Annotated in this window: 22 protein-coding genes; 7 read left to right on the top strand and 15 right to left on the bottom strand. The window is 57.5% G+C overall.

The features are described from left to right. The first annotated feature begins 48 nt into the window (after window positions 1-48). Both AC1DIG_RS15605 and AC1DIG_RS15600 read left to right on the top strand, forming a co-directional pair. Window positions 49-642 (top strand): phosphoheptose isomerase, encoded by a 594-nt coding sequence (locus AC1DIG_RS15605; protein ID WP_007904374.1) that lies wholly within the window; start codon window positions 49-51, stop codon window positions 640-642. After that, window positions 639-1217, top strand: a complete 579-nt coding sequence (locus AC1DIG_RS15600; RefSeq protein ID WP_123425021.1) for a BON domain-containing protein — start codon at window positions 639-641, stop codon at window positions 1215-1217. The genes AC1DIG_RS15605 and AC1DIG_RS15600 overlap by 4 nt, the downstream gene beginning before the upstream one ends. 52 nt (window positions 1218-1269) lie before the next feature. Here the strand turns inward: AC1DIG_RS15600 and AC1DIG_RS15595 are convergent, their stop codons facing one another. The 7 genes from AC1DIG_RS15595 to rplM all read right to left on the bottom strand — a co-directional run bounded on the left by AC1DIG_RS15595 (window position 1270) and on the right by rplM (window position 6143). Next, window positions 1270-1683: a ClpXP protease specificity-enhancing factor gene (locus AC1DIG_RS15595; protein WP_477768015.1), complete on the bottom strand. Its 414-nt coding sequence runs from the start codon at window positions 1681-1683 to the stop codon at window positions 1270-1272. A 16-nt stretch (window positions 1684-1699) separates the two neighbouring features. Next, window positions 1700-2317, bottom strand: a complete 618-nt coding sequence (locus tag AC1DIG_RS15590; RefSeq protein ID WP_019693572.1) for a glutathione S-transferase N-terminal domain-containing protein — start codon at window positions 2315-2317, stop codon at window positions 1700-1702. Window positions 2318-2467: 150 nt separating this feature from the next. After that, on the bottom strand, window positions 2468-3250 hold the full coding sequence (locus AC1DIG_RS15585) for a cytochrome c1 (protein ID WP_477768014.1): 783 nt from the start codon (window positions 3248-3250) through the stop codon (window positions 2468-2470). After that, entirely contained in the window at window positions 3250-4461 is a 1212-nt protein-coding gene (locus AC1DIG_RS15580) for a cytochrome b (protein WP_054595702.1), read from the bottom strand. The genes AC1DIG_RS15585 and AC1DIG_RS15580 overlap by 1 nt, the downstream gene beginning before the upstream one ends. Next, entirely contained in the window at window positions 4461-5054 is a 594-nt protein-coding gene (petA, locus tag AC1DIG_RS15575; RefSeq protein WP_019693575.1) for a ubiquinol-cytochrome c reductase iron-sulfur subunit, read from the bottom strand. Before petA ends, AC1DIG_RS15580 begins: the two co-directional genes overlap by 1 nt. Window positions 5055-5307: 253 nt before the next feature. Continuing rightward, on the bottom strand, window positions 5308-5700 hold the full coding sequence (gene rpsI / locus AC1DIG_RS15570; protein ID WP_102591612.1) for a 30S ribosomal protein S9: 393 nt from the start codon (window positions 5698-5700) through the stop codon (window positions 5308-5310). Between the two features lie 14 nt (window positions 5701-5714). Beyond that, window positions 5715-6143 (bottom strand): 50S ribosomal protein L13, encoded by a 429-nt coding sequence (rplM, locus tag AC1DIG_RS15565; protein ID WP_019693576.1) that lies wholly within the window; start codon window positions 6141-6143, stop codon window positions 5715-5717. 248 nt (window positions 6144-6391) lie between these two features. Between rplM and AC1DIG_RS15560 the strand changes: the two genes are divergently transcribed. Continuing rightward, window positions 6392-7432, top strand: a complete 1041-nt coding sequence (locus AC1DIG_RS15560; RefSeq protein ID WP_477768013.1) for an NADP(H)-dependent aldo-keto reductase — start codon at window positions 6392-6394, stop codon at window positions 7430-7432. A 99-nt stretch (window positions 7433-7531) separates the two neighbouring features. Here AC1DIG_RS15560 and AC1DIG_RS15555 read toward each other — a convergent pair whose 3' ends face one another. Beyond that, window positions 7532-8668 (bottom strand): acyl-CoA dehydrogenase family protein, encoded by a 1137-nt coding sequence (locus AC1DIG_RS15555; RefSeq protein ID WP_477768012.1) that lies wholly within the window; start codon window positions 8666-8668, stop codon window positions 7532-7534. Window positions 8669-8911: 243 nt separating this feature from the next. Between AC1DIG_RS15555 and AC1DIG_RS15550 the strand changes: the two genes are divergently transcribed. Beyond that, a complete protein-coding gene (locus tag AC1DIG_RS15550) occupies window positions 8912-9808 on the top strand; it encodes a GlxA family transcriptional regulator (protein ID WP_187682481.1) in 897 nt (298 codons plus the stop codon). A gap of 193 nt (window positions 9809-10001) precedes the next feature. Here AC1DIG_RS15550 and AC1DIG_RS15545 read toward each other — a convergent pair whose 3' ends face one another. After that, window positions 10002-11072 carry a GlxA family transcriptional regulator gene (locus AC1DIG_RS15545; RefSeq protein ID WP_477768011.1) on the bottom strand — a complete coding sequence of 357 codons (1071 nt, stop codon included), beginning with the start codon at window positions 11070-11072 and terminating at the stop codon, window positions 10002-10004. Here AC1DIG_RS15545 and AC1DIG_RS15540 point away from each other — a divergent pair. After that, window positions 11061-11900, top strand: a complete 840-nt coding sequence (locus AC1DIG_RS15540) for an MBL fold metallo-hydrolase (RefSeq protein ID WP_477768010.1) — start codon at window positions 11061-11063, stop codon at window positions 11898-11900. The genes AC1DIG_RS15545 and AC1DIG_RS15540 overlap by 12 nt on opposite strands. Window positions 11901-12077: 177 nt before the next feature. Here AC1DIG_RS15540 and zapE read toward each other — a convergent pair whose 3' ends face one another. The 3 genes from zapE to AC1DIG_RS15525 all read right to left on the bottom strand — a co-directional run bounded on the left by zapE (window position 12078) and on the right by AC1DIG_RS15525 (window position 15272). Next, window positions 12078-13172, bottom strand: a complete 1095-nt coding sequence (gene zapE, locus AC1DIG_RS15535) for a cell division protein ZapE (RefSeq protein WP_145015017.1) — start codon at window positions 13170-13172, stop codon at window positions 12078-12080. A gap of 90 nt (window positions 13173-13262) precedes the next feature. Then, entirely contained in the window at window positions 13263-14618 is a 1356-nt protein-coding gene (locus AC1DIG_RS15530; RefSeq protein ID WP_477768009.1) for a tryptophan--tRNA ligase, read from the bottom strand. A gap of 24 nt (window positions 14619-14642) precedes the next feature. Beyond that, the gene (locus AC1DIG_RS15525) at window positions 14643-15272 is read right to left on the bottom strand and encodes an alpha/beta hydrolase (RefSeq protein ID WP_054595690.1); all 630 of its coding nucleotides are present in this window, start codon (window positions 15270-15272) and stop codon (window positions 14643-14645) included. Between the two features lie 146 nt (window positions 15273-15418). Here AC1DIG_RS15525 and AC1DIG_RS15520 point away from each other — a divergent pair, with 146 nt between their 5' ends. After that, window positions 15419-15856, top strand: a complete 438-nt coding sequence (locus AC1DIG_RS15520; protein ID WP_477768008.1) for a Z-ring associated ZapG family protein — start codon at window positions 15419-15421, stop codon at window positions 15854-15856. 271 nt (window positions 15857-16127) lie between these two features. On the opposite strand, the gene AC1DIG_RS15515 is transcribed toward AC1DIG_RS15520, so the two are convergent. From AC1DIG_RS15515 to AC1DIG_RS15505, 3 genes are all read right to left on the bottom strand, one after another. Beyond that, complete coding sequence (locus AC1DIG_RS15515; RefSeq protein WP_477768007.1) at window positions 16128-16856, bottom strand: YiaD family glycine zipper/OmpA-like lipoprotein; 729 nt, start codon at window positions 16854-16856, stop codon at window positions 16128-16130. A 117-nt stretch (window positions 16857-16973) separates the two neighbouring features. Continuing rightward, window positions 16974-17618 (bottom strand): MBL fold metallo-hydrolase, encoded by a 645-nt coding sequence (locus tag AC1DIG_RS15510; RefSeq protein WP_401123500.1) that lies wholly within the window; start codon window positions 17616-17618, stop codon window positions 16974-16976. Window positions 17619-17929: 311 nt separating this feature from the next. Next, window positions 17930-18301: a DUF6124 family protein gene (locus AC1DIG_RS15505; protein ID WP_477768006.1), complete on the bottom strand. Its 372-nt coding sequence runs from the start codon at window positions 18299-18301 to the stop codon at window positions 17930-17932. Window positions 18302-18831: 530 nt separating this feature from the next. Between AC1DIG_RS15505 and AC1DIG_RS15500 the strand changes: the two genes are divergently transcribed. Beyond that, window positions 18832-19422 (top strand): hypothetical protein, encoded by a 591-nt coding sequence (locus AC1DIG_RS15500; protein WP_477768005.1) that lies wholly within the window; start codon window positions 18832-18834, stop codon window positions 19420-19422. Window positions 19423-19425: the final 3 nt, after the last annotated feature.

Genomic DNA, 19425 nt, shown 5'->3' with positions numbered 1-19425 from the left:
GGCCGCACATTGCTGTGCCACCAAGCCGCGCTACTTAAGGTCACACAGATGGACATGCAATCGCGAATTCGCCAGCTTTTTCAGGCCAGTATCGATACCAAGCAACAGGCGATGGACGTACTTGCACCGCACATCGAGCAAGCCAGCCAGGTGATGGTCAACGCCCTGCTCAACGAAGGCAAAATGCTCTCGTGCGGCAACGGCGGTTCAGCCGGTGACGCACAACACTTCTCCTCCGAACTGCTCAACCGCTTCGAGCGCGAACGCCCGAGCCTGCCAGCCATTGCGCTGACGACCGACAGCTCGACGATTACCTCGATCGCCAACGACTACAGTTACAACGAGATCTTCTCCAAACAGATCCGCGCGCTCGGCCAGCCCGGCGACGTGCTGCTGGCGATTTCCACCAGTGGCAACTCGGCAAACATTATTCAAGCGATCCAGGCCGCACATGATCGCGAAATGATTGTCGTAGCATTGACCGGACGCGATGGCGGCGGCATGGCATCGCTGTTATTGCCCGAAGACGTCGAAATACGCGTCCCGGCCAATGTCACCGCACGTATTCAGGAAGTCCACCTGCTGGCGATCCATTGTCTTTGCGACTTGATCGACAGCCAATTGTTCGGGAGTGAAGAATGACCCTTAATCGCCTTGGCCTTCTGGCCTTGACTCTAAGCCTGGGCATCAGCGGCTGCACCTCGGTACTCACCGCGACCCGCGACGCCCCCATTGAAGACGATCGCGGCACTCGCACCTTCGGCAGCAAGATCGACGACTCCCTGATCGAAACCAAGGTCGGCGTGAACGTGGCCAAGGCCAGCCCGGACCTGGATAAAGGCTCGCGCATCATCGTCACCAGCTTCAACGGTGTGGTGCTGCTTGCCGGGCAAACGCCACGCCCCGACCTCAAGGAACTGGCCGGACAAGCCGCTGCTGCAGTTCAGCGGGTAAAGACCGTGCACAACGAACTGCAGGTGATGCAACCTTCGTCGATACTGGCCCGCAATAACGATGCCTGGCTGACCACCAAGATCAAAACCCAGATGATCGCCGACGCCAGCATCCCGGGCTCACGCATCAAGGTCGTGACCGAGAACGGCATCGTCTACTTGCTGGGCCTGCTGACCAAACAGGAAGCGGACCAGGCCACCAACCTGGTGCAGGGCGTTTCCGGCGTACAGAAGATTGTGAAGCTGTTCGAGTACATCGACTGATCCACAGCTCCTGCGCAACAAAAAAGGCGATCCTTGCGGATCGCCTTTTTTATTACTTCACAACCTTCAAGCTTGGCCGGCCGCTGGGACGCGGCGGCTCGCTGTCGGGTGGTGGAAGATCATCATCCGGCTCGATCTCTTCCTCGTCCTCCATAGGCGATTCCAGATCGAACACCATGCCTTGACCGTTCTCCCGGGCGTAAATGCCGAGGATCGCAGCGATAGGCACATACAGCGTATGCGGCACGCCACCGAAGCGCCCTTCAAAGCTGACCGCATCGTTGTCCATGTGCAGATGACGCACCGCCGCAGGCGATACGTTCAGGACAATCTGTCCGTCGCTGGCAAAGCCTTGCGGCACCTGCACCGACGGATATTCGGAATTGACCAGCAGGTGCGGGGTGCAATCGTTGTCCACAATCCACTCGTAGAGCGCGCGGACCATATAAGGTCGACTGGAGTTCATAGCGGCTCCTTAAGCCTTAGCGCATATCGCGTTCGACACCAGACAGACTCGCCTGGAAAGCCTCACGCGCAAACTGGCGCTCCATGTAATCAAGCAGCGGCTTGGCAGGCCGCGGCAGTTCAATACCCAGAATCGGTAAACGCCAGAGTATTGGCAGTAGGCAACAATCCACCAGACTTTGTTCCTCACTCAAGAAAAACGGCTTGTCGGCGAACAGCGGCGAAACGCCCGTCAGGCTTTCACGCAATTCCTTGCGAGCCTGCACACGCGCAGGCTCCTTGGTCCGCGAATCCAGAATCAGATCCACCAGAACACACCAGTCACGTTGAATACGGTGAATCAGCAGGCGACTGTTGGCACGCGCCACCGGATAAACCGGCAGCAACGGTGGATGCGGGTAACGCTCATCCAGATATTCCATCACCACGGTCGACTCCCACAACGCCAGGTCACGATCGACCAGGGTGGGCAAGCTGCCGTAAGGGTTCACTTCGATCAGCTTTGGCGGCTGACGGCCCGCCTCCACACTGATGATCTCGGCGCTGACACCCTTCTCTGCCAGTACGATACGCACTCGGTGGGAATAGTGGTCGGCGGGGTCGGAGTAACAGGCCAACCGATTGGTCACGCCCATGGCGGTCCTCCTCGCTTGTAGAAATTATCGGGAGCGGAAAAACGAGCGCGCCCAGAGGGCGCCTCCCGTAACGCCTGGCTGACCAGACTCGTTACACGTTCAGAGACGCCCTTGGGCGCGCGCGATTAACAGCAATTGCTTAAAGCTTTATCAATGCACGTCTTTCCAGTATTCACGCTTGAGCAAGTAAGCGAATACGAAGAAGAACGCCAGGTACAGCAACACATAGGTACCGATGCGCTGATGCTGCAGCTTCACCGGGTTGGCCGAATAGGCCAGGAAGGTCACCAGATTCTTGACCTTCTCGTCGAACTGCTCTTCGTTCAGTGCACCGGTTTTTGGCACGATGGTCAGCTGATCGCACGCTTCATGAGTCAGCTTCGCGCCGGTCAGCGGATCATACTGCTTCTTGCCGTCTTCGACGATTTGAACTTGTTTGCAGCCTACCACCTGACGACCCTGCAGGCCGACCAGAACGTTAGGCATACCGACGTTCGGGAACACCTTGTTGTTCACGCCCCAAGGACGACTCGGGTCTTCATAGAACGACCGCAGGTAGCCGTAGAGCCAGTCAGTACCACGAACGCGAGCCACCAGAGTCAAGTCGGGCGGCGCAGCGCCGAACCAGGTCTTGGCGTCTGCCGGCTGCATGCCGATGCTCATGTGGTCACCGATCTTGGCGCCCGTGAACACCAGGTTCTTCAGCATCAGATCATGAGGAATCCCCAGATCATCGGCAACGCGCTCATAGCGCTGGAACTTGGCACTGTGGCAGCCCATGCAATAGTTGGCGAACGTACGCGCGCCATCTTGCATTGCCGCTTTATCGGAGACGTCGATATCGACTTTTTCGAGCTCTGGACCACCGTGCTCGGCCGCGAAGGACAAGACAGGCAATGCAGCAAGAATCAGTACAGCAAATAGCTTTTTCATCAGCCAGTCACCCTTTCCGGAACCGGTTTGGTCTTCTCGAGCCTGGTGTAGAACGGCATCAGAATGAAGTAGGCGAAGTACAGGAAGGTACAGACCTGCGACAGCAACGTACGCTCCGGAGTAGGCGCCATGACGCCCAGCCAGCCTAGAATCACGAAGGAGATGCAGAACACCCAGAGCCAGATCCTGCTCAGCCAGCCCTTGTAGCGCATGGACTTGACCGGGCTACGGTCGAGCCACGGCAGGACGAACAGCAAGGCAATCGAAGCACCCATGGCCACAACGCCCAGGAGCTTGTCCGGAACCGCACGCAGAATCGCGTAGAACGGGGTGAAGTACCAGACCGGGGCAATGTGTTCCGGGGTCTTGAAGGCGTTCGCCACTTCGAAGTTCGGCTTCTCGAGGAAGTAACCGCCCATTTCCGGGAAGAAGAACACGATCGCGCAGAAGATGAACAGGAACACCACCACGCCGACGATATCTTTCACGGTGTAGTACGGGTGGAAGGCAATGCCGTCCAGCGGTACGCCGTTTTCGTCCTTGTGCTTCTTGATGTCCACGCCGTCCGGGTTGTTCGAACCGACTTCGTGCAGTGCCAGAACGTGCAGCACCACCAGACCGAGAATCACGATCGGCAAGGCCACGACGTGCAGGGCGAAGAAGCGGTTCAGGGTGATACCCGAAATCAGGTAGTCACCACGGATCCACTGGGTCAGGTCGTTACCGATGACCGGGATCGCACCGAACAGCGAGATGATCACTTGGGCGCCCCAGTAGGACATCTGGCCCCACGGCAGCAGGTAGCCCATGAAGGCTTCAGCCATCAGTGCCAGGTAGATCAGCATGCCGAAGACCCACACCAGCTCACGCGGCTTCTGGTACGAACCGTAGAGCAAGCCACGGAACATATGCAGGTAAACCACGATGAAGAACGCCGAAGCGCCGGTGGAGTGCAGCAGACGCAGGATCGAGCCGTACTCGACGTCGCGCATGATGTATTCGACGGAGGCGAATGCCTCTTCCGCCGACGGGGTGTAGCTCATGGTCAGCCAGACGCCAGTTACGATCTGGTTAACCAGAACCAACAGCGCCAGGGAGCCAAAGAAATAGAAGAAGTTGAAGTTCTTCGGGGCGTAGTACTTGCTGAGATGGTCTTCCCACATTTTAGTGGCGGGAAAGCGCGCATCAACCCAATCCATGAACTTGCTCATCACGCTTTCTCCGTATCGACGCCGATGACAATGATGTCGTTCGACTCATAGGAATGCGGGGGAACTGGCAGATTCAAAGGCGCGGGTTGCGACTTGAAGACGCGGCCAGCCAGATCGTAGTGGGAACCGTGGCAAGGGCAGAAATAACCACCTACCCATTTTGGGCCAAGATCGGCAGGCGCTACTTCTGGACGGAAGGTCGGAGAACAACCCAAGTGCGTGCAAATACCGATCAGCAGCAGAACTTCTGGCTTGATCGAACGCGTCTTGGGGTCCACGTAAGTTGGCTGTACCGAATTCTTGGAGTCTGGATCAGAGAGATCACCCTCGATCTTTGCAAGATTCCCCAAAATCTCCTGCGTACGGCGGACGATGAATACCGGCTGACCGCGCCATTCAGCAATCATCTGCTGACCTGGTTCGATTTTACTGACATTCACTTTCACCGGTGCACCTGCGGCTTTCGCCTTGGCACTGGGAAACCATGACCCCACGAACGGGACCGCAGCCCCCACCGCTCCTGCAGCACCCACCACGGATGTGGCTGCTACCAAGAAGCGACGCCGGCCTGCATTCACGCCGTCATTGCTCATTCAGTCCTCTCCCATCAGCTTTGTGGCCTGTTAAATCAGGCATCTACTAAGTAAAAATCTGAACTTATAAAAATTTTGCAGAATGGTAATGAAAAGCCCCAGTTCTGACAAGGTAATTACCATCCGGGGTCAGCGCTAAGCCTTGTAGTATAGGGGCTCTACGGATGTGGCAAGTTGTCACATCATAAATCTTTAAGCAAAAAAAACGCCCAGCTCCGTGAGGAGACTGGGCGCTTTTGAACGCAAAAGCGAATTAACGCTTCGAGTACTGCGGACGCTTACGCGCTTTACGCAGACCAACTTTCTTACGTTCAACTTCACGTGCATCGCGAGTAACGAAGCCCGCTTTGCGCAGAGCGCTGCGCAGAGTTTCGTCGTACTGCATCAGAGCGCGAGTGATACCGTGGCGGATTGCGCCAGCTTGACCACTTACACCACCACCGATCACGGTGACGTAGATGTCGAACTTCTCGACAGTCTCAGTCAATTCCAGCGGCTGACGAACTACCATGCGGGCAGTTTCGCGACCGAAGAAATTATCCAGGGAACGGTTGTTGATGGAGATGTTACCAGTGCCCGGACGCAGGAAAACGCGTGCGGTTGCGGTCTTGCGACGGCCAGTGCCGTAATTTTGAGTCGCCGACATAATGAACTATTCCGTTAAAACTTCAGTTCTTGGGGCTGCTGAGCAGTATGAGGGTGTGCAGCGCCCGCATAGACTTTCAGCTTACGATACATGTCGCGACCCAGCGGGTTCTTAGGCAGCATGCCTTTGACCGCGGTCTCGATCACGCGCTCAGGGGCTTTAGCGATCAGCTTTTCGAAGTTGATCGACTTGATGCCGCCCGGGAAACCGGAGTGGGAGTAGTAGATTTTGTCGGTGGTTTTAGCACCGGTCACACGAATCTGCTCGGCATTGATAACGACGATGTAGTCGCCGGTGTCAACGTGAGGAGTGTACTCAGGCTTGTGCTTGCCACGCAGACGGCTCGCGATCTCGGTGGCCAGACGACCCAGGGTCTGACCAGCAGCGTCGACGACAAACCAGTCGCGCTTTACTGTTTCCGGTTTAGCAGTAAAAGTTTTCATTCTTTATAGCCTCAGGGGCCGCCCTGTAAATTTAGACGGCGGATCTTACTGAATAGTGCGTACTTTGACAAGTCAAAGGCAGCCGGGTACAGACGCTATCGGGGGCTCGGGTCGGCGCGTCCGTTCAACGGCAAGATTCTTCGGCAGGCGGCGCATCACTTCCACTGCAGAAAGAGGTGCGCAATTATGCAGATTGCGAAAAAAAATTCAACCTGCTTTTATGATTGTTTCCCCCCAAGGACTACCCGATGGACTATCGACAGCTGGGCCGTACCAATCTGAACGTGAGCGCAATCTGCCTCGGGACCATGACCTGGGGTGAGCAAAACAGCGAGGCAGAGGCCTTCGCACAGATTGAACGGGCCAAGAGCGCCGGGATCAATTTCATCGACACCGCCGAAATGTACCCGGTGCCGCCCAAGGCTGAAACCTACGCCACCACCGAGCGCTACATCGGCAACTACTTCAAGAGCCGTGGCGATCGCGCCGACTGGATTCTGGCGAGCAAGATCGCCGGCCCCGGCAACACCATCGACTACATTCGCGACGGCCACCTCAAACACAACCGCGAACACATCGTCCAGGCCCTGGACGCCAGCCTCAAGCGCTTGCAGACCGACTATATCGACCTCTATCAACTGCACTGGCCGGAGCGCAGCACCAATTTCTTCGGTCAGCTGGGCTACACGCACAAGAGCGAAGTCAACCTGACCCCGCTGGAAGACACCCTCGAAGCACTCGACGAGCAGGTCAAGGCCGGCAAGATCCGCCACATTGGCCTGTCCAACGAAACGCCGTGGGGCACCATGAAATTCCTCGCACTGGCCGAAGCCCGCGGCTGGTCGCGTGCGGTGTCGATCCAGAACCCCTACAACCTGCTCAATCGCAGCTTTGAAATCGGCCTGTCGGAAATCGCCATCCGCGAACAATGCGGGCTGCTCGCCTATTCGCCGCTGGCGTTTGGTTTTCTGTCCGGCAAGTACGAAGGCGGGGCGCGCCCGGCAAAAGCTCGCCTGAGCCTTTACAGCCGCTTCAGCCGCTATTTCAACGCGCAGTCGGAAGCTGCGTGCAGCCGTTATGTGGCGCTGGCCCGTGAACACGGCCTGGACCCGGCACAAATGGCCCTGGCATTCGTGACCCGGCAATCGTTCGTCACCAGCAACATCATTGGCGCGACCACGCTGGAACAGCTGGACAGCAACATCGCCAGTTTCGATCTGAAACTGTCGGATGAAGTGCTGGCGGGGATCGAGGCGATTCACAAGGATCACCCGAACCCGGCACCTTGATCGACTCATAAACCCAATCGCGAGCAAGCTCCCACAGGTACAGCGTGATCCATGTGGGAGCGAGCTTGCTCGCGATGGCGTCCGCCCAGCCACCTCAGGTCAAAGCGACCGAGCAATGATCTCCTTCATGATTTCATTGGTCCCGGCATAAATCCGCTGCACCCGCGCATCCGCCCAGGCCCGGGCGATCGGGTATTCCCACATGAAACCGTAACCGCCATGCAGTTGCACGCACTCGTCGAGGACCTTGCATTGCAAGTCAGTGCCCCAGTATTTGGCCATCGCCGCCGTTGGCACATCGAGCTTGCCTTGCAGGTGCAGCTCCAGGCAGCGGTCGACGAAGACCCGACCAATCTGAATCTCCGTGGCCATCTCCGCCAGTTTGAAGCGGGCGTTCTGAAAGTCTGCAATCGCCTTGCCGAACGCCTTGCGCTCACGGGTGTAATCCAGGGTCCACTGCAACGCCGCCTCGGCTGAGGCCAAACCGCCGATGGCGACCGTCAGACGCTCCTGCGGCAATTCCTGCATCAGATAGGCGAAGCCCATCCCGGCCTGCCCCAAGAGGTTTTCCTTGGGCACACGGACGTCCTGGAAGAACAGCTCCGAGGTGTCCTGCGCTTTCATGCCGACCTTCTCCAGACGCTTGCCCTTTTCGAAGCCCGGGGTGTTCGCCTCCACCAGAAACAGGCTGGTGCCCTTGGCCCCGGCCTTGGGATCGGTCTTGGCCACGACAATCACCAGGTCCGCGAGAAAGCCGTTGGTGATGAAGGTTTTCGAACCGTTGATCACGTACTCATCACCGTCCAGCACCGCCGTGGTTTTCACCCCTTGCAGGTCGGACCCGGCACCCGGCTCGGTCATGGCAATCGCGGTAACCATTTCGCCGGAGACCAACTTCGGCAGGTACTTTTTCTTCAGCACTTCACTGCCGTAATGCAGGATGTACGGCGCCACGATGTCCGAATGCAGAGAGAAACCGATACCGGTCAACCCCAGTCGACCGACCTCCTCAATCACCACGGCACTGTAGAGGAAGTCCGCATCGAACCCACCGTACGCTTCCGGCAGATGGGAGCAGAGCATCCCCGCCTCCCCCGCCTTGTTCCACAGCTTGCGATCGATATGACCCTGCTTTTCCCACTGCGCATGAAACGGCACGGCCTCTTTTTCGAGGAAGGTTCGTACGCTGTCGCGAAACTGTTCGTGCTCGGAACTGAACAAGGTTCTGGGGATCATCGGGGCACCTGTGGTTATGGTCGATCGCTAATGATTCCCAGAGCCTAAGCCTCCCGCTGATAACAGGACACTGGACACATCAGACAAAAAATAAGACGATCCAGCCGCTTGGTGACCACTTTCCCCTATAAGAATAAATTGAATATGTCTATCCAACTCTCCACGCCCTTGCGGCGCGTCAGCATTCTGGCTATCGACCGGGTTTTTGCATCCACCCTCATGCAAGCCAAGGATTTCTTCCATCTGGCCAGCCTGCGTTACGGCAAACAACTGGGCCACGGCCTGACCCCGGTGTTCGAAACCCGTCTGGTCAGCCCCGACGGCAAACCGGTCAACAGCTTCAGTGATGTGATCATGCCGGTGGACGGCGGCCTGGAAAACGCCGACATCATCATCCTCCCGGCGTTCTGGGACGATTTCGACACCCTCTGCAAACGTTATCCACAGGTGCTGCCGTGGCTGCGCGAGCAACACGCACGCGGCGCGGTGCTCTGCGGTGAAGCCACCGGGGTGTTCTGGCTCGCCGAGGCCGGCCTGCTCGATGGCAAGGAAGCGACCACCTACTGGCGCTTCTTCAACACCTTCGAAGAGCGCTTCCCCAACGTCCAGCTCAATCAGGACAAGCACCTGACCGACGCCGACAACCTGTACTGCGCCGGCGGCACCACCTCGGCCTGCGACCTCTACATCTACTTGATCGAGCGCTTCTGCGGAGCGAACGTGGCCCAGGCCGTGGCCCGCGACATTCTGTATGAAGTGCAGCGCAGCTATTCGCCCGGGCGTATCGGTTTCGGCGGGCAGAAGCTGCATCAGGATGTGATCATCCTGCAGATCCAGCATTGGCTCGAAGAGCATTTTGCCGACAAGTTCCGCTTCGAAGACGTCGCCCGCGAACACGGCATGAGCATCCGCAACTTCATGCGGCGCTTCCAGACCGCCACTGGCGACAAGCCGCTGCACTACCTGCAACGGCTGCGCATCGAAACCGCCAAGGGCTTGCTGTCTGCCAGCCGCAAAAGCATCAAGACCATCAGCTACGAAGTCGGCTACGACGACGCGAGCTTCTTCGCGCGGCTGTTCCGCCAGCACACCGAGCTATCGCCGAACCAGTATCGGCAGCAGTTTCAGCAAGCCGCGTAGGAAACCGACTCAACACAAATCCCCTGTGGGAGCGAGCTTGCTCGCGATGACGACGGCACATCCAGCATTGATGTGACTGACACACCGCCATCGCGAGCAAGCTCGCTCCCACATTGGTTCCTCAGCGCACAAAAAAGGGCCTGCATTGCAGGCCCTTTTTTCGAGGTATTCGCGTTCGAGTCCGCCCTACCCCTCAATACCGCCCAAACTGCTGCCGGTACTCCAGCGGAGTCAGCGCTGTCAGCTCCTTGAACATCCGACGCAGGTTGGAGTCGCTGCTGAAACCCAACTCGGCACTGATCGTGTTGACTGCTACGGACGTGAGGATGAGGCGTTCGCTGACCTGATTCAGCTTGATGCAGCGAGCATAGGTTGCAACGGCAACACCGGTTTCACTGCTCACCTTACGCGACAGCGTGCGCTCGGACATACCGAGTTGCCCTGCCAAGCGCTGCACGGTTTTCTGCTCAGCCGGCAACTGCTCAACCAGCGCATGCAACTGACGCAGCAGCTTGCTCGACTGCTCAATCAGGCTCATGGCCGCAAAGGCGCTATGTGCCTGGGCCGGACGCGCAAGCACCATAAGCTTGGTAAGGTCGCGAAACACCTCCGGGCTGACATACCGCTCGATCAAGGCCTGAGCGATGGGCAAGTAACCGTTCACGCCGGACGCAGTGGCCGTCCGCTCGTTAATGACGCTGTGGCGTTCGCTTTGCCACTTCACGGCTTTATGCCGCTGCGCCATAACCTCTGCCAGCCACCACGTTACCGTTGCCGGCTGACCGTCCAGCTTCCCGCTTGCAGCCAGCAAACAGACACCACTGCAATAACTCCACAGCTGCTGTTTCTTCGAACGTGCCGACAGCGCCGCGACCAAAGGGGCATTGGTGGCTAGCGCATCGTCGACCTGCTGGGCTGACTCGGCCCAAAAACCAGGGATCAACAGCGCATCAAAATCAGACCCCACCAGGGTGCTGTCCACCTGTAACGACAAGCCTTGAGCACATTCAACCGCACCCGCCTGCACTGCCACGAAGCGCGTTTCAAAGAGCGTGCTGGAGGCACGACGATTGGCCGCATGCAACAAATCGGCAAACGCAAACAGCCCCGCCGGCATGCAACGAGGGAAAAGCAGCAAGCCGATTCGAAGAGGTAGAGTCATGGCTGAAATCGAATTAATTATGTCCGAGCCTGCCATTCTGTGGCGTAACCCGACTCGACACAATGGCGCCTCTCCCCCAGAGGAATCGCCATGAAGATTCATCAGCTACGCAACGCGACGATTATTGTCGAGCTCGGCCCTCATCGTATTTTGGTCGACCCGATGCTGGCGCGAAAACACACACTTCCGCCCTTGCGCATTTTCAGCGCACGAGACCGCAACCCACTGGTCGAGTTACCCGGCTCGGCAACGGCCGCACTGGAGTCCGTCACCCACTGCCTGATCACCCATTGCCAGAAAGGACACTTCGACCACCTCGATCGCGCCGCAAAGAAGTGGCTGCGCGAGACCCGAATTCCGGTCATCTGCACACCGCACGACGCCGCCCATCTGGCCGAGCAAGATTTGAATGTTCAGCCGTTACCGGCCGATCACGAGCAACCGAGCGCCTTCCTCGGCGGCCAGATCCGCACGATTCGCTGCACCCATGGTCGGGGGCTGGTAGGCAAGATGATGGAACATGGTGTGGGTTATTTGATTGAAATGCCCGGCGAGCCCAGCCTCTACCTGACGGGCGATACGCTGCTCACGCCTGCCGTTCAGGCGTTCGTTGCCCTGCATCGGCCAGACGTTTCGGTGGTGCCGGCTGGCGGTGCGCGTTTCGATTTGGGTGGGGACATCATCATGGGAATTGATGAGGTGCTGGCATTTACTCGGCAGTCGTCAGGCACAGTGATCGCCAATCACCTTGAAGCGCTCAGCCACTGCCCGGTGACACGCCAGTCACTGGCCAGCGCCGCCCGACAGGCCGGCGTCGAATCGCGCCTGCGGATTCCGAACGACGGGGACCTGCTGGATTTCCAGATCCCGCTCAATGAGGGCGCAACGTATCCATCAACGCTGAAATACGCTACTGGACTGCTTCCGTAGCAGCTGTCGAGCCTGCGAGGCTGCGTTCGGCTGCGAAGCAGTCGCCGAATCAGGTAACGCGTTCCTTCAGGCAAACCGCGTATGCCGGGTTTGCGAGGACTTCGTCCTCGAACGCAGCCTCGCAGGCTCGGCAGCTGCTACAGGGGGAAGTAGAACGACTAAGCCTTGTACAGACCGTTACGGCTTGTGCGCCCGCGAGAGGAACTCGTGGGACTGCATTTCCAGCAGACGGCTGAGGGTGCGCTGGAACTCGAAGTTCAGGCGACCGCCGGTGTAGAGGTCTTTGAGCTCGACTTCAGCGGAAATGATCAGCTTGACGTTACGGTCGTAGAACTCGTCGACCATGTTGATAAAGCGTCGGGCGATGTCGTCGGTGGTGACGCTCATCTGCTCTACACCGCTGAGCAACACGGCGTGGAAGATCTTGCCGAGTTCGATGTAGTCGTTCTGGCTACGCGGTCCGTCGCACAGTTCGCGGAAGTCGAACCAGGCCACGTCGTCGCACGTACGCACGGCACGAATCTCACGGTTCTCGATGATCAGCACATCATTTTCGATGGCCTGAGTGCATTCCGGCGTGAGGGCGCGGAAGCTTTTACGCAGGCTCTCGTGGGACGCTTCGTCGAGTGGAGAGTGAAACAGTTCGGCTTGCTCAAGGTGACGCAGACGGTAGTCGACGCCGCTGTCGACGTTGACGATGTCAGTGTTCTGCTTGATCAGCGCGATGGCTGGCAGGAACCGCGCACGTTGCAGACCGTCCTTGTACAGACCGTCCGGCACAATGTTCGACGTCGCGACCAGGGTCACGCCGTTCTTGAACAGCTCTTCCATCAAGGTGCCAAGGATCATCGCGTCGGTGATGTCGGACACGAAGAACTCATCGAAACAGATCACCCGCGCTTCGTCGGAGAAACGCTTGGCGATGATGGTCAGCGGGTTTTTCTCGCCGCCGAGAGTCTTCATCTCTTCGTGCACGCGCTTCATGAAGCGGTGGAAGTGAGTGCGGACCTTTTCCTTGAACGGCAGCGCTTCAAAGAAGGTGTCGACCAGGTAAGTCTTGCCGCGACCTACGCCGCCCCAGAAGTACAGGCCCTTGACCGGCGCCTGGTCTTTCTTGCCAAACAGCTTGCCGAGCAGGCCCGGTTTGTTCTGCGAGGCCGCGACCAGATCGTCGTACAGGCGCTGCAAATGGCGCACGGCAGTTTCCTGGGCGGCGTCATGGAAGAATTCCGGGCGTTTCAGATCAGCTTGATATCGTTCTAGGGGCGTCATAATTCGTTAGCAAGGCAACAAAAACGGGCCGACACTGTAGCGACGACCCTTGAGAATGGCAATCAGCCCTTGGTCGGGCCGAACCGATGATTATTCCTGAACAGGCGTCAGCGCAACCCGCAAGGCGTCGATGGCGACATCCCGCGCAGCGCTGTCAGCGAAGGCCGGGCTGTCGGCAACGCACTCGCCTTCAAGCCAGACGCTGAAGCTCAGGTCTTCACTGCGAACGTCCAGCGCTTGGCCGGATTGCAGTTGTTTGGTCACCTGGCCTGCGGTTTTGCCGTCAGCGAAGTTGCGCGACAACAGCAGTTGCTCACCATCGGCCGACAGCAGGCGGAAGCGGAAGCTGCCGTCGTCTTCACGGAAGCTGACGAAACGCGCGGCTTTCGCGGCTTTCTTCTTGGTGGTGGCTGCCACTTGCGTCTGCTTGACGAAAGAGCGCAGGCCGACCGCTTCACGCAGCTCGTTGAGGAACGGCGTGGCCACAGCGCGAGCCTTGGCGGCACCGTGCTGCAGAATGTCTTCGAGGTCTGCCGGGCGCTCGATCAGCTGGTAGTAACGCTCGCGGGATTCGCCCAGTTCGTTGTCGAGCAGTTGGAACAGACGATTCTTCGCCTCACCCCAACCCAGGCCCTGCAACAGTTCGCTGCGGAATTCGTCGGACTGCGCTGGAGTGGCGAAGGCCTGGAACAGCGTGAACAGGTGCGAATTGTCCGGATCTTTCGCTTCGCCCGGCGCACGGGAGTCGGTGACGATCCGCGAAATCGCATCCTTCATCTCTTTGGCGCTGGAGAACAACGGAATGGTGTTGTCGTAGCTTTTCGACATCTTCCGGCCATCGAGGCCCGGCAGCGTGGCGACGCTTTCTTCGATCAACGCCTCGGGCATGGTGAAGAATTCCTTGCCCTGACCAAACAGGTGGTTGAAGCGCTGGCCGATGTCGCGGGCCATTTCCACGTGCTGGATCTGATCGCGACCAACCGGGACCTTGTGCGCGTTGAACATCAGAATGTCCGCCGCCATCAGCACCGGGTAGCTGTACAAGCCCATGGTGATGCCGGCGTCCGGGTCTTCACCGGTTTCGACGTTCTTGTCCACCGACGCCTTGTAGGCGTGCGCACGGTTGAGCAGGCCCTTGGCGGCGACACAGGTCAGCAGCCAGGTCAGCTCAGGGATTTCCGGGATGTCGGACTGGCGATAAAACGTTACCCGATCCACATCCAGACCACCGGCCAGCCAGGTCGCGGCGATTTCCAGACGCGAGCGCTGAATGCGCAGCGGGTCATCGCACTTGATCAGGGCGTGGTAGTCGGCCAGAAAGTAGAACGAATCGGCATTGCTGTCGCGGCTGGCGAGGATCGCCGGACGGATCGCACCGGCGTAGTTGCCCAGATGCGGGGTGCCGGTGGTGGTGATGCCGGTGAGGATGCGCGTACGAGTAGTCATGGGTAATCGCTTATCAGACTGCAATCAATTCGAAAGGCGCGGCAGGATCAGATCCTTGAGATCGGTCAGCTTGCCGTGAAAAAAGTGTCCGCATTCTGCCACTTTCAGCAGCTCATGGGGGCGATCGAGGGCGTCAGACCAATCGTAAACCAGTTGCGGATCGATGACTTCGTCGGATTCTGGCTGGATCAACGTCAGTTCGCCGTGCTGCGGCAGCTGATCCTGATCGCCCAGACGCATCACCGCCGGCGCGACCATGAACACGTGTTTGAGCTGCTCGCCCTTGGCTTCCAGCCGTCCACCGAGACTGGCCGCGACGAAACCACCGAACGAGAAACCGAACAGGGTCATGGGCAAACCAGGGTGTTTGGCGCGGAACCATTCAGCCACGGCTTGAGCGTCATCGACTTCGCCGGTGCCCATGTCATGCGTGCCGGCACTCGCGCCAACGCCACGGTAATTAAATCTTAATGTGATCAAACCGGCGTCACGGGCCGTGCGCTGCAAAGTCGAAACGACTTTATTGAGCATGGTGCCGCCCTGCACCGGGTTGGGGTGACAGATCAGCGCCAGGCCACGTGGCTCGGGGGAGTCCAGGTACAAGGCTTCCAGTTGGCCCACCGGGCCATCAATCAATACAGGGGTTTCACGCATAAGCAAGGAAGGAACTCCGTGACCTCTCGAAGGGTCGACTCGTCTAGCTAAAAGTCTGTGCCTGGCATGATTGCGATCTCGTCGCGGTATACAGCGCAGGTCCGAGCCGTTAACGTAAAGCAAAGCCGTTTATAGAGGAAGGACTCGTGGAACACTCGCTCTTAGTTTGGTTGTTGCCGACTCTTGCCCTGGTTGCCGGTGTCGCCATTGGATTCCTGGTTGCCCGCCTTCTGCCGAATGCCGCGCCTAGCAGCACGCAACGTCAGCTGGATGACATTCAGGAACGTTTTGACAGCTATCAGAATGAAGTGGTCACCCACTTCAACAGCACCGCAACGCTGGTCAAGAAGCTCACTCAGAGCTATCAGGAAGTGCAAGACCACCTCGCCGAGGGTGCCAACCGCCTGGCCCTGGACGAACAGACTCGCCAACGCCTGCTGGCCTCCCTGCACTCCGACGCCGCCGTGCAAGCGCCACGGGAACGCCTGACGCCGCCACGCAATCAGGAGCCACCACGCGATTACGCGCCGAAAATGCCAAATTCTCCAGGCATGCTCGACGAGCATTACGGCTTGAAGAAGTAACCCGGTTTCACGCGATATAAAAAAGCCCTCGGACAGGTGATGTCCGAGGGCTTTTTTGTTGCTGAGGATTTGATCGCCTGTGGGGGCCTCATCGCGAGCAAGCTCGCTCCCACACTGGACCGCATAGGGCACAGATTTTGTGTCCACTGAAGATCAAATGTGGGAGCGAGCTTGCTCGCGATGAGGCCCCCACAGGCAACAAAAAAAAGCCCACCCGATCTGCTGAGAATCGGGCGGGCTTTTTACACCTGGGGTTCAGTCAGGTTTTTTGTTACTGGTACTGCTGACCTTGCTGCTGGGCAGGCTGGCCATACTGCTGACCCGGAATCGCCTTGAGGTTAACCTCCACACGACGGTTCTGCGCCCGACCATTCACATCGCCATTGCTGGCAATCGGGTTATCCGGACCGGCACCACGCGCCGACAGGTTGGCACCGCTGACACCTTGCGACGTCAGGTAGGTTGCCACGCTTTGAGCACGACGCTGGGACAGGTCCATGTTGTGCTGACGGCTGCCGGTGCTGTCAGTGTAGCCGACGATTTCAATCTGGTTCTGATTGAACTCTTTAAGCGAACCGGCCAGGTTGTTCAGTGGCTGGTAGAAGCTTGGAGCAATGTTCGCCGAGTCGGTACCGAAGGTGATGTTGCCCGGCATGATCAGCTTGATCTGATCGCCCTGACGCTGCACTTCAACCCCGGTGTTGGCCATGCTGGCGCGCAGTTTCTTTTCCTGCTGGTCGGCGTAGTAACCGTAACCGGCGGCGGAAGCACCACCGATAGCAGCACCAATCAGCGCGCCCTTGCCACGGTTGTTGTGGTTGATGGCAGCACCGGCCACCGCACCAGCCAGCGCACCCAGGCCACCGTATTTGGCGGTTTTGCTCATGCCCGTGGAGCCGCTGTCGGCCTGACCCTGGTTGTCATACGGGTTCTGGTTCGCACAGCCAGCCAGCATGGCCACGGCAGTAGCGACAATAATCAAACGACTCGAGGTGAACATGGAGGAGCTCCTACTTTTACATTCTGTGGTGCAACGGACGTTGGCAATAGCCCCCTGCGGGCGTTGGAACACGACCTGTGGCAAAAATTCCATCAGGTCCTTCCACAGCCTGGAAAATCAGGCCCGCACAAAAGGATTTTCACGCATTTCATCGCCCAGACGAGTATCGGGACCGTGTCCGGTTATGACTGTCGCCTCTTCATCAAGGGTGTACAAACGCTGCTTGATCGAACGCACGATGGTCGCCTGATCACCACCCCACAAGTCCGTACGCCCTACCCCGCGACGAAACAGCGTGTCGCCGGCAATCAGCAGCTTAGCCTCGGAAAACCAAAAGCTCATGGAACCCGGCGTATGCCCCGGCGTGTGCAACGCCACGCCACAACCGCAGGCCAGTTCTTCATCATCGGCCAACCAACGATCCGGCGACGGCACCGGCGTGTACGGCACACCGAACATCTGGCACTGCATCTCCAGATTGTCCCAAAGGAACTGATCCTCTTTATGCAGGTGCAACGTTGCGCCGGTTTTCTCCTTCAACTGACCCGAGGCCAGAAAGTGATCCAGGTGCGCGTGCGTATGAATGATGCTCACCACCTTCAACCCCAACGCATCGAGCCGCGCCAGAATCAACTCATGATTGCCACCCGGATCGACAACGATGGCCTTCTTGGTGATCGGATCACCGATGATCGTGCAGTTGCACTGCAACGGCCCAACGGGAAAGGTTTCGCGAATCAGAGCGGGTTTGGCAGCGTCCATGGGCGTTCCTGAAAAAATGGATCGCCTATTCTGGCACACCCCACCCATCCCGCCGATTGCCATCCTGTTACAAAACGGACAACCCGAATGGGGAATACCAAGCCCCCCAAAGACTGAACACCCAACCTGTAGCAGCTGCCGAGCCCGCGAGGCTGCGTTCGAGGACGAAGTCCTCGCAAATCCTGCCGACACGGAATGCCTGAAAGAACGCGCCGCCTGATTTTACGACTGCTTCGCAGCCGAACGCCGGCTTCGCCAGCTGCTACAAATCGCGTAACGGCCTAACTAACCGGCATCCGGACAACACGCGACTACGGCACCTCCGGCTGATCAAAACTATCCAACGCCCGATTCACCAACAACTCCCCCAACGAAATCATCTGCTGAATCGCCAACGCCACATGCCGACGCGTGCCCTCCAGCTCAAACGCCAAATCACTGGCCAGCACATTCAACGACGCCAACGTTTCCGAGGCATGCGCCAACAGCGTCTCGTTATCCAGATCAGGAATCACCGTAAAAATATTGGAAGGACGCTTATCGGACAGCGGCGCCTCAACAAACGGCGGCTTGAGGTAATGGTCCAGCGCCCGCTCGGCGGCGTCGTGGAGTTTTTTGGAGTCGCTGGAGGCGTAAGGGGAAGTGCCTGGGGTTTCTACGGAATCGGGAGTGACCTTGTGCATGGTGAAGCTCCTAAACAAAGTTATGGATGCTGTATCACCTATACCTGTTCAGGTCGCTAAACCCGATCGCTGAATTGCCAGCGACACCCGGAGGTTATCCGCAGACCTTCCCACTCGGCAACCTTGAAAAGGTGTCGGAAAATTCCTCCAAAATGGAGATCTTTGTAGCCGACTCCTAGGACTGAACCGTTAATACGGGTCCCGATATAGATTTAGCCAATCCGTTGCATCAACGGGTTGAATCCACAGCCCAAAGCAGACATTTGTCTTCCCTGCAAAGCGCCTGTATGAGGACTTCTGGCACGGTTGCTTTCCTTTCGTGCCCAGCGCTACCCTCAACACCTGTCGAATGTCACACGCAAAGGAGTTGCCGTCATGAACCGCCGTTCCTCCACACCTCCTTCGCAAATACCTCACTCGATAGCGGTAAAAAATCCTCATTCCGGAATATTACCTACTAAACCCGCACAAGTTCGTAGTGAAGGGCTTTGTATCTATTCTTAATTTAAATACAAACAAGAGAAAACAAAATGCCATTTAATGATTTTCTGACAGATATCGTGAGTTTACTCAAGCAAAATGGTGAATCTTTTGAGCAAGTCAAGGCCAGCGTTCAAAAGAACAAGATATTCATACACAGAGCCGACTTACTCATAGAGCCTGGTGATTTAATTAGGCGCTTCATGAGTAACGGTGCAGAAGAGACGTACAAGGTCATTGACCCAGGATTTCATGAACAATTTCACGGAATTCCTGCCGGTTATCAAATGGATGTTGTTAAACTTGGATTACCGGACGCAAAAAGTGCTATCCAGCACATCACTTACAACATATCTGGAGCCAACAATCGAATAAATCAAAATTCAACTGATAACTCAGTTAACATTGTGAATTCTAATCCTGACCTACAAGCACACATAGCGGAGCTACGCGAAGAGATCAAGAAACTAAAACTACAAAGCGAGGAGGCCACAGCCTCTTATGAAGTCATTGATGCAGTAGAAGCCCAGTTAAATAACAAAAACCCGAGCAAAGCGGTCATAAAAACTCTCTTAGCTGGACTACCAAGCGCAGGCAACATCGCCTCTATCGGCTCTCTTATAGCATCTTTCCTTGGATAAAAA

The sequence above is a fragment of the Pseudomonas sp. 05N431 genome (assembly GCF_056397005.1).
The sequence above is the reverse complement of the archived record's forward strand: the minus strand, read 5'-3'. Positions and strand labels throughout refer to the sequence as shown.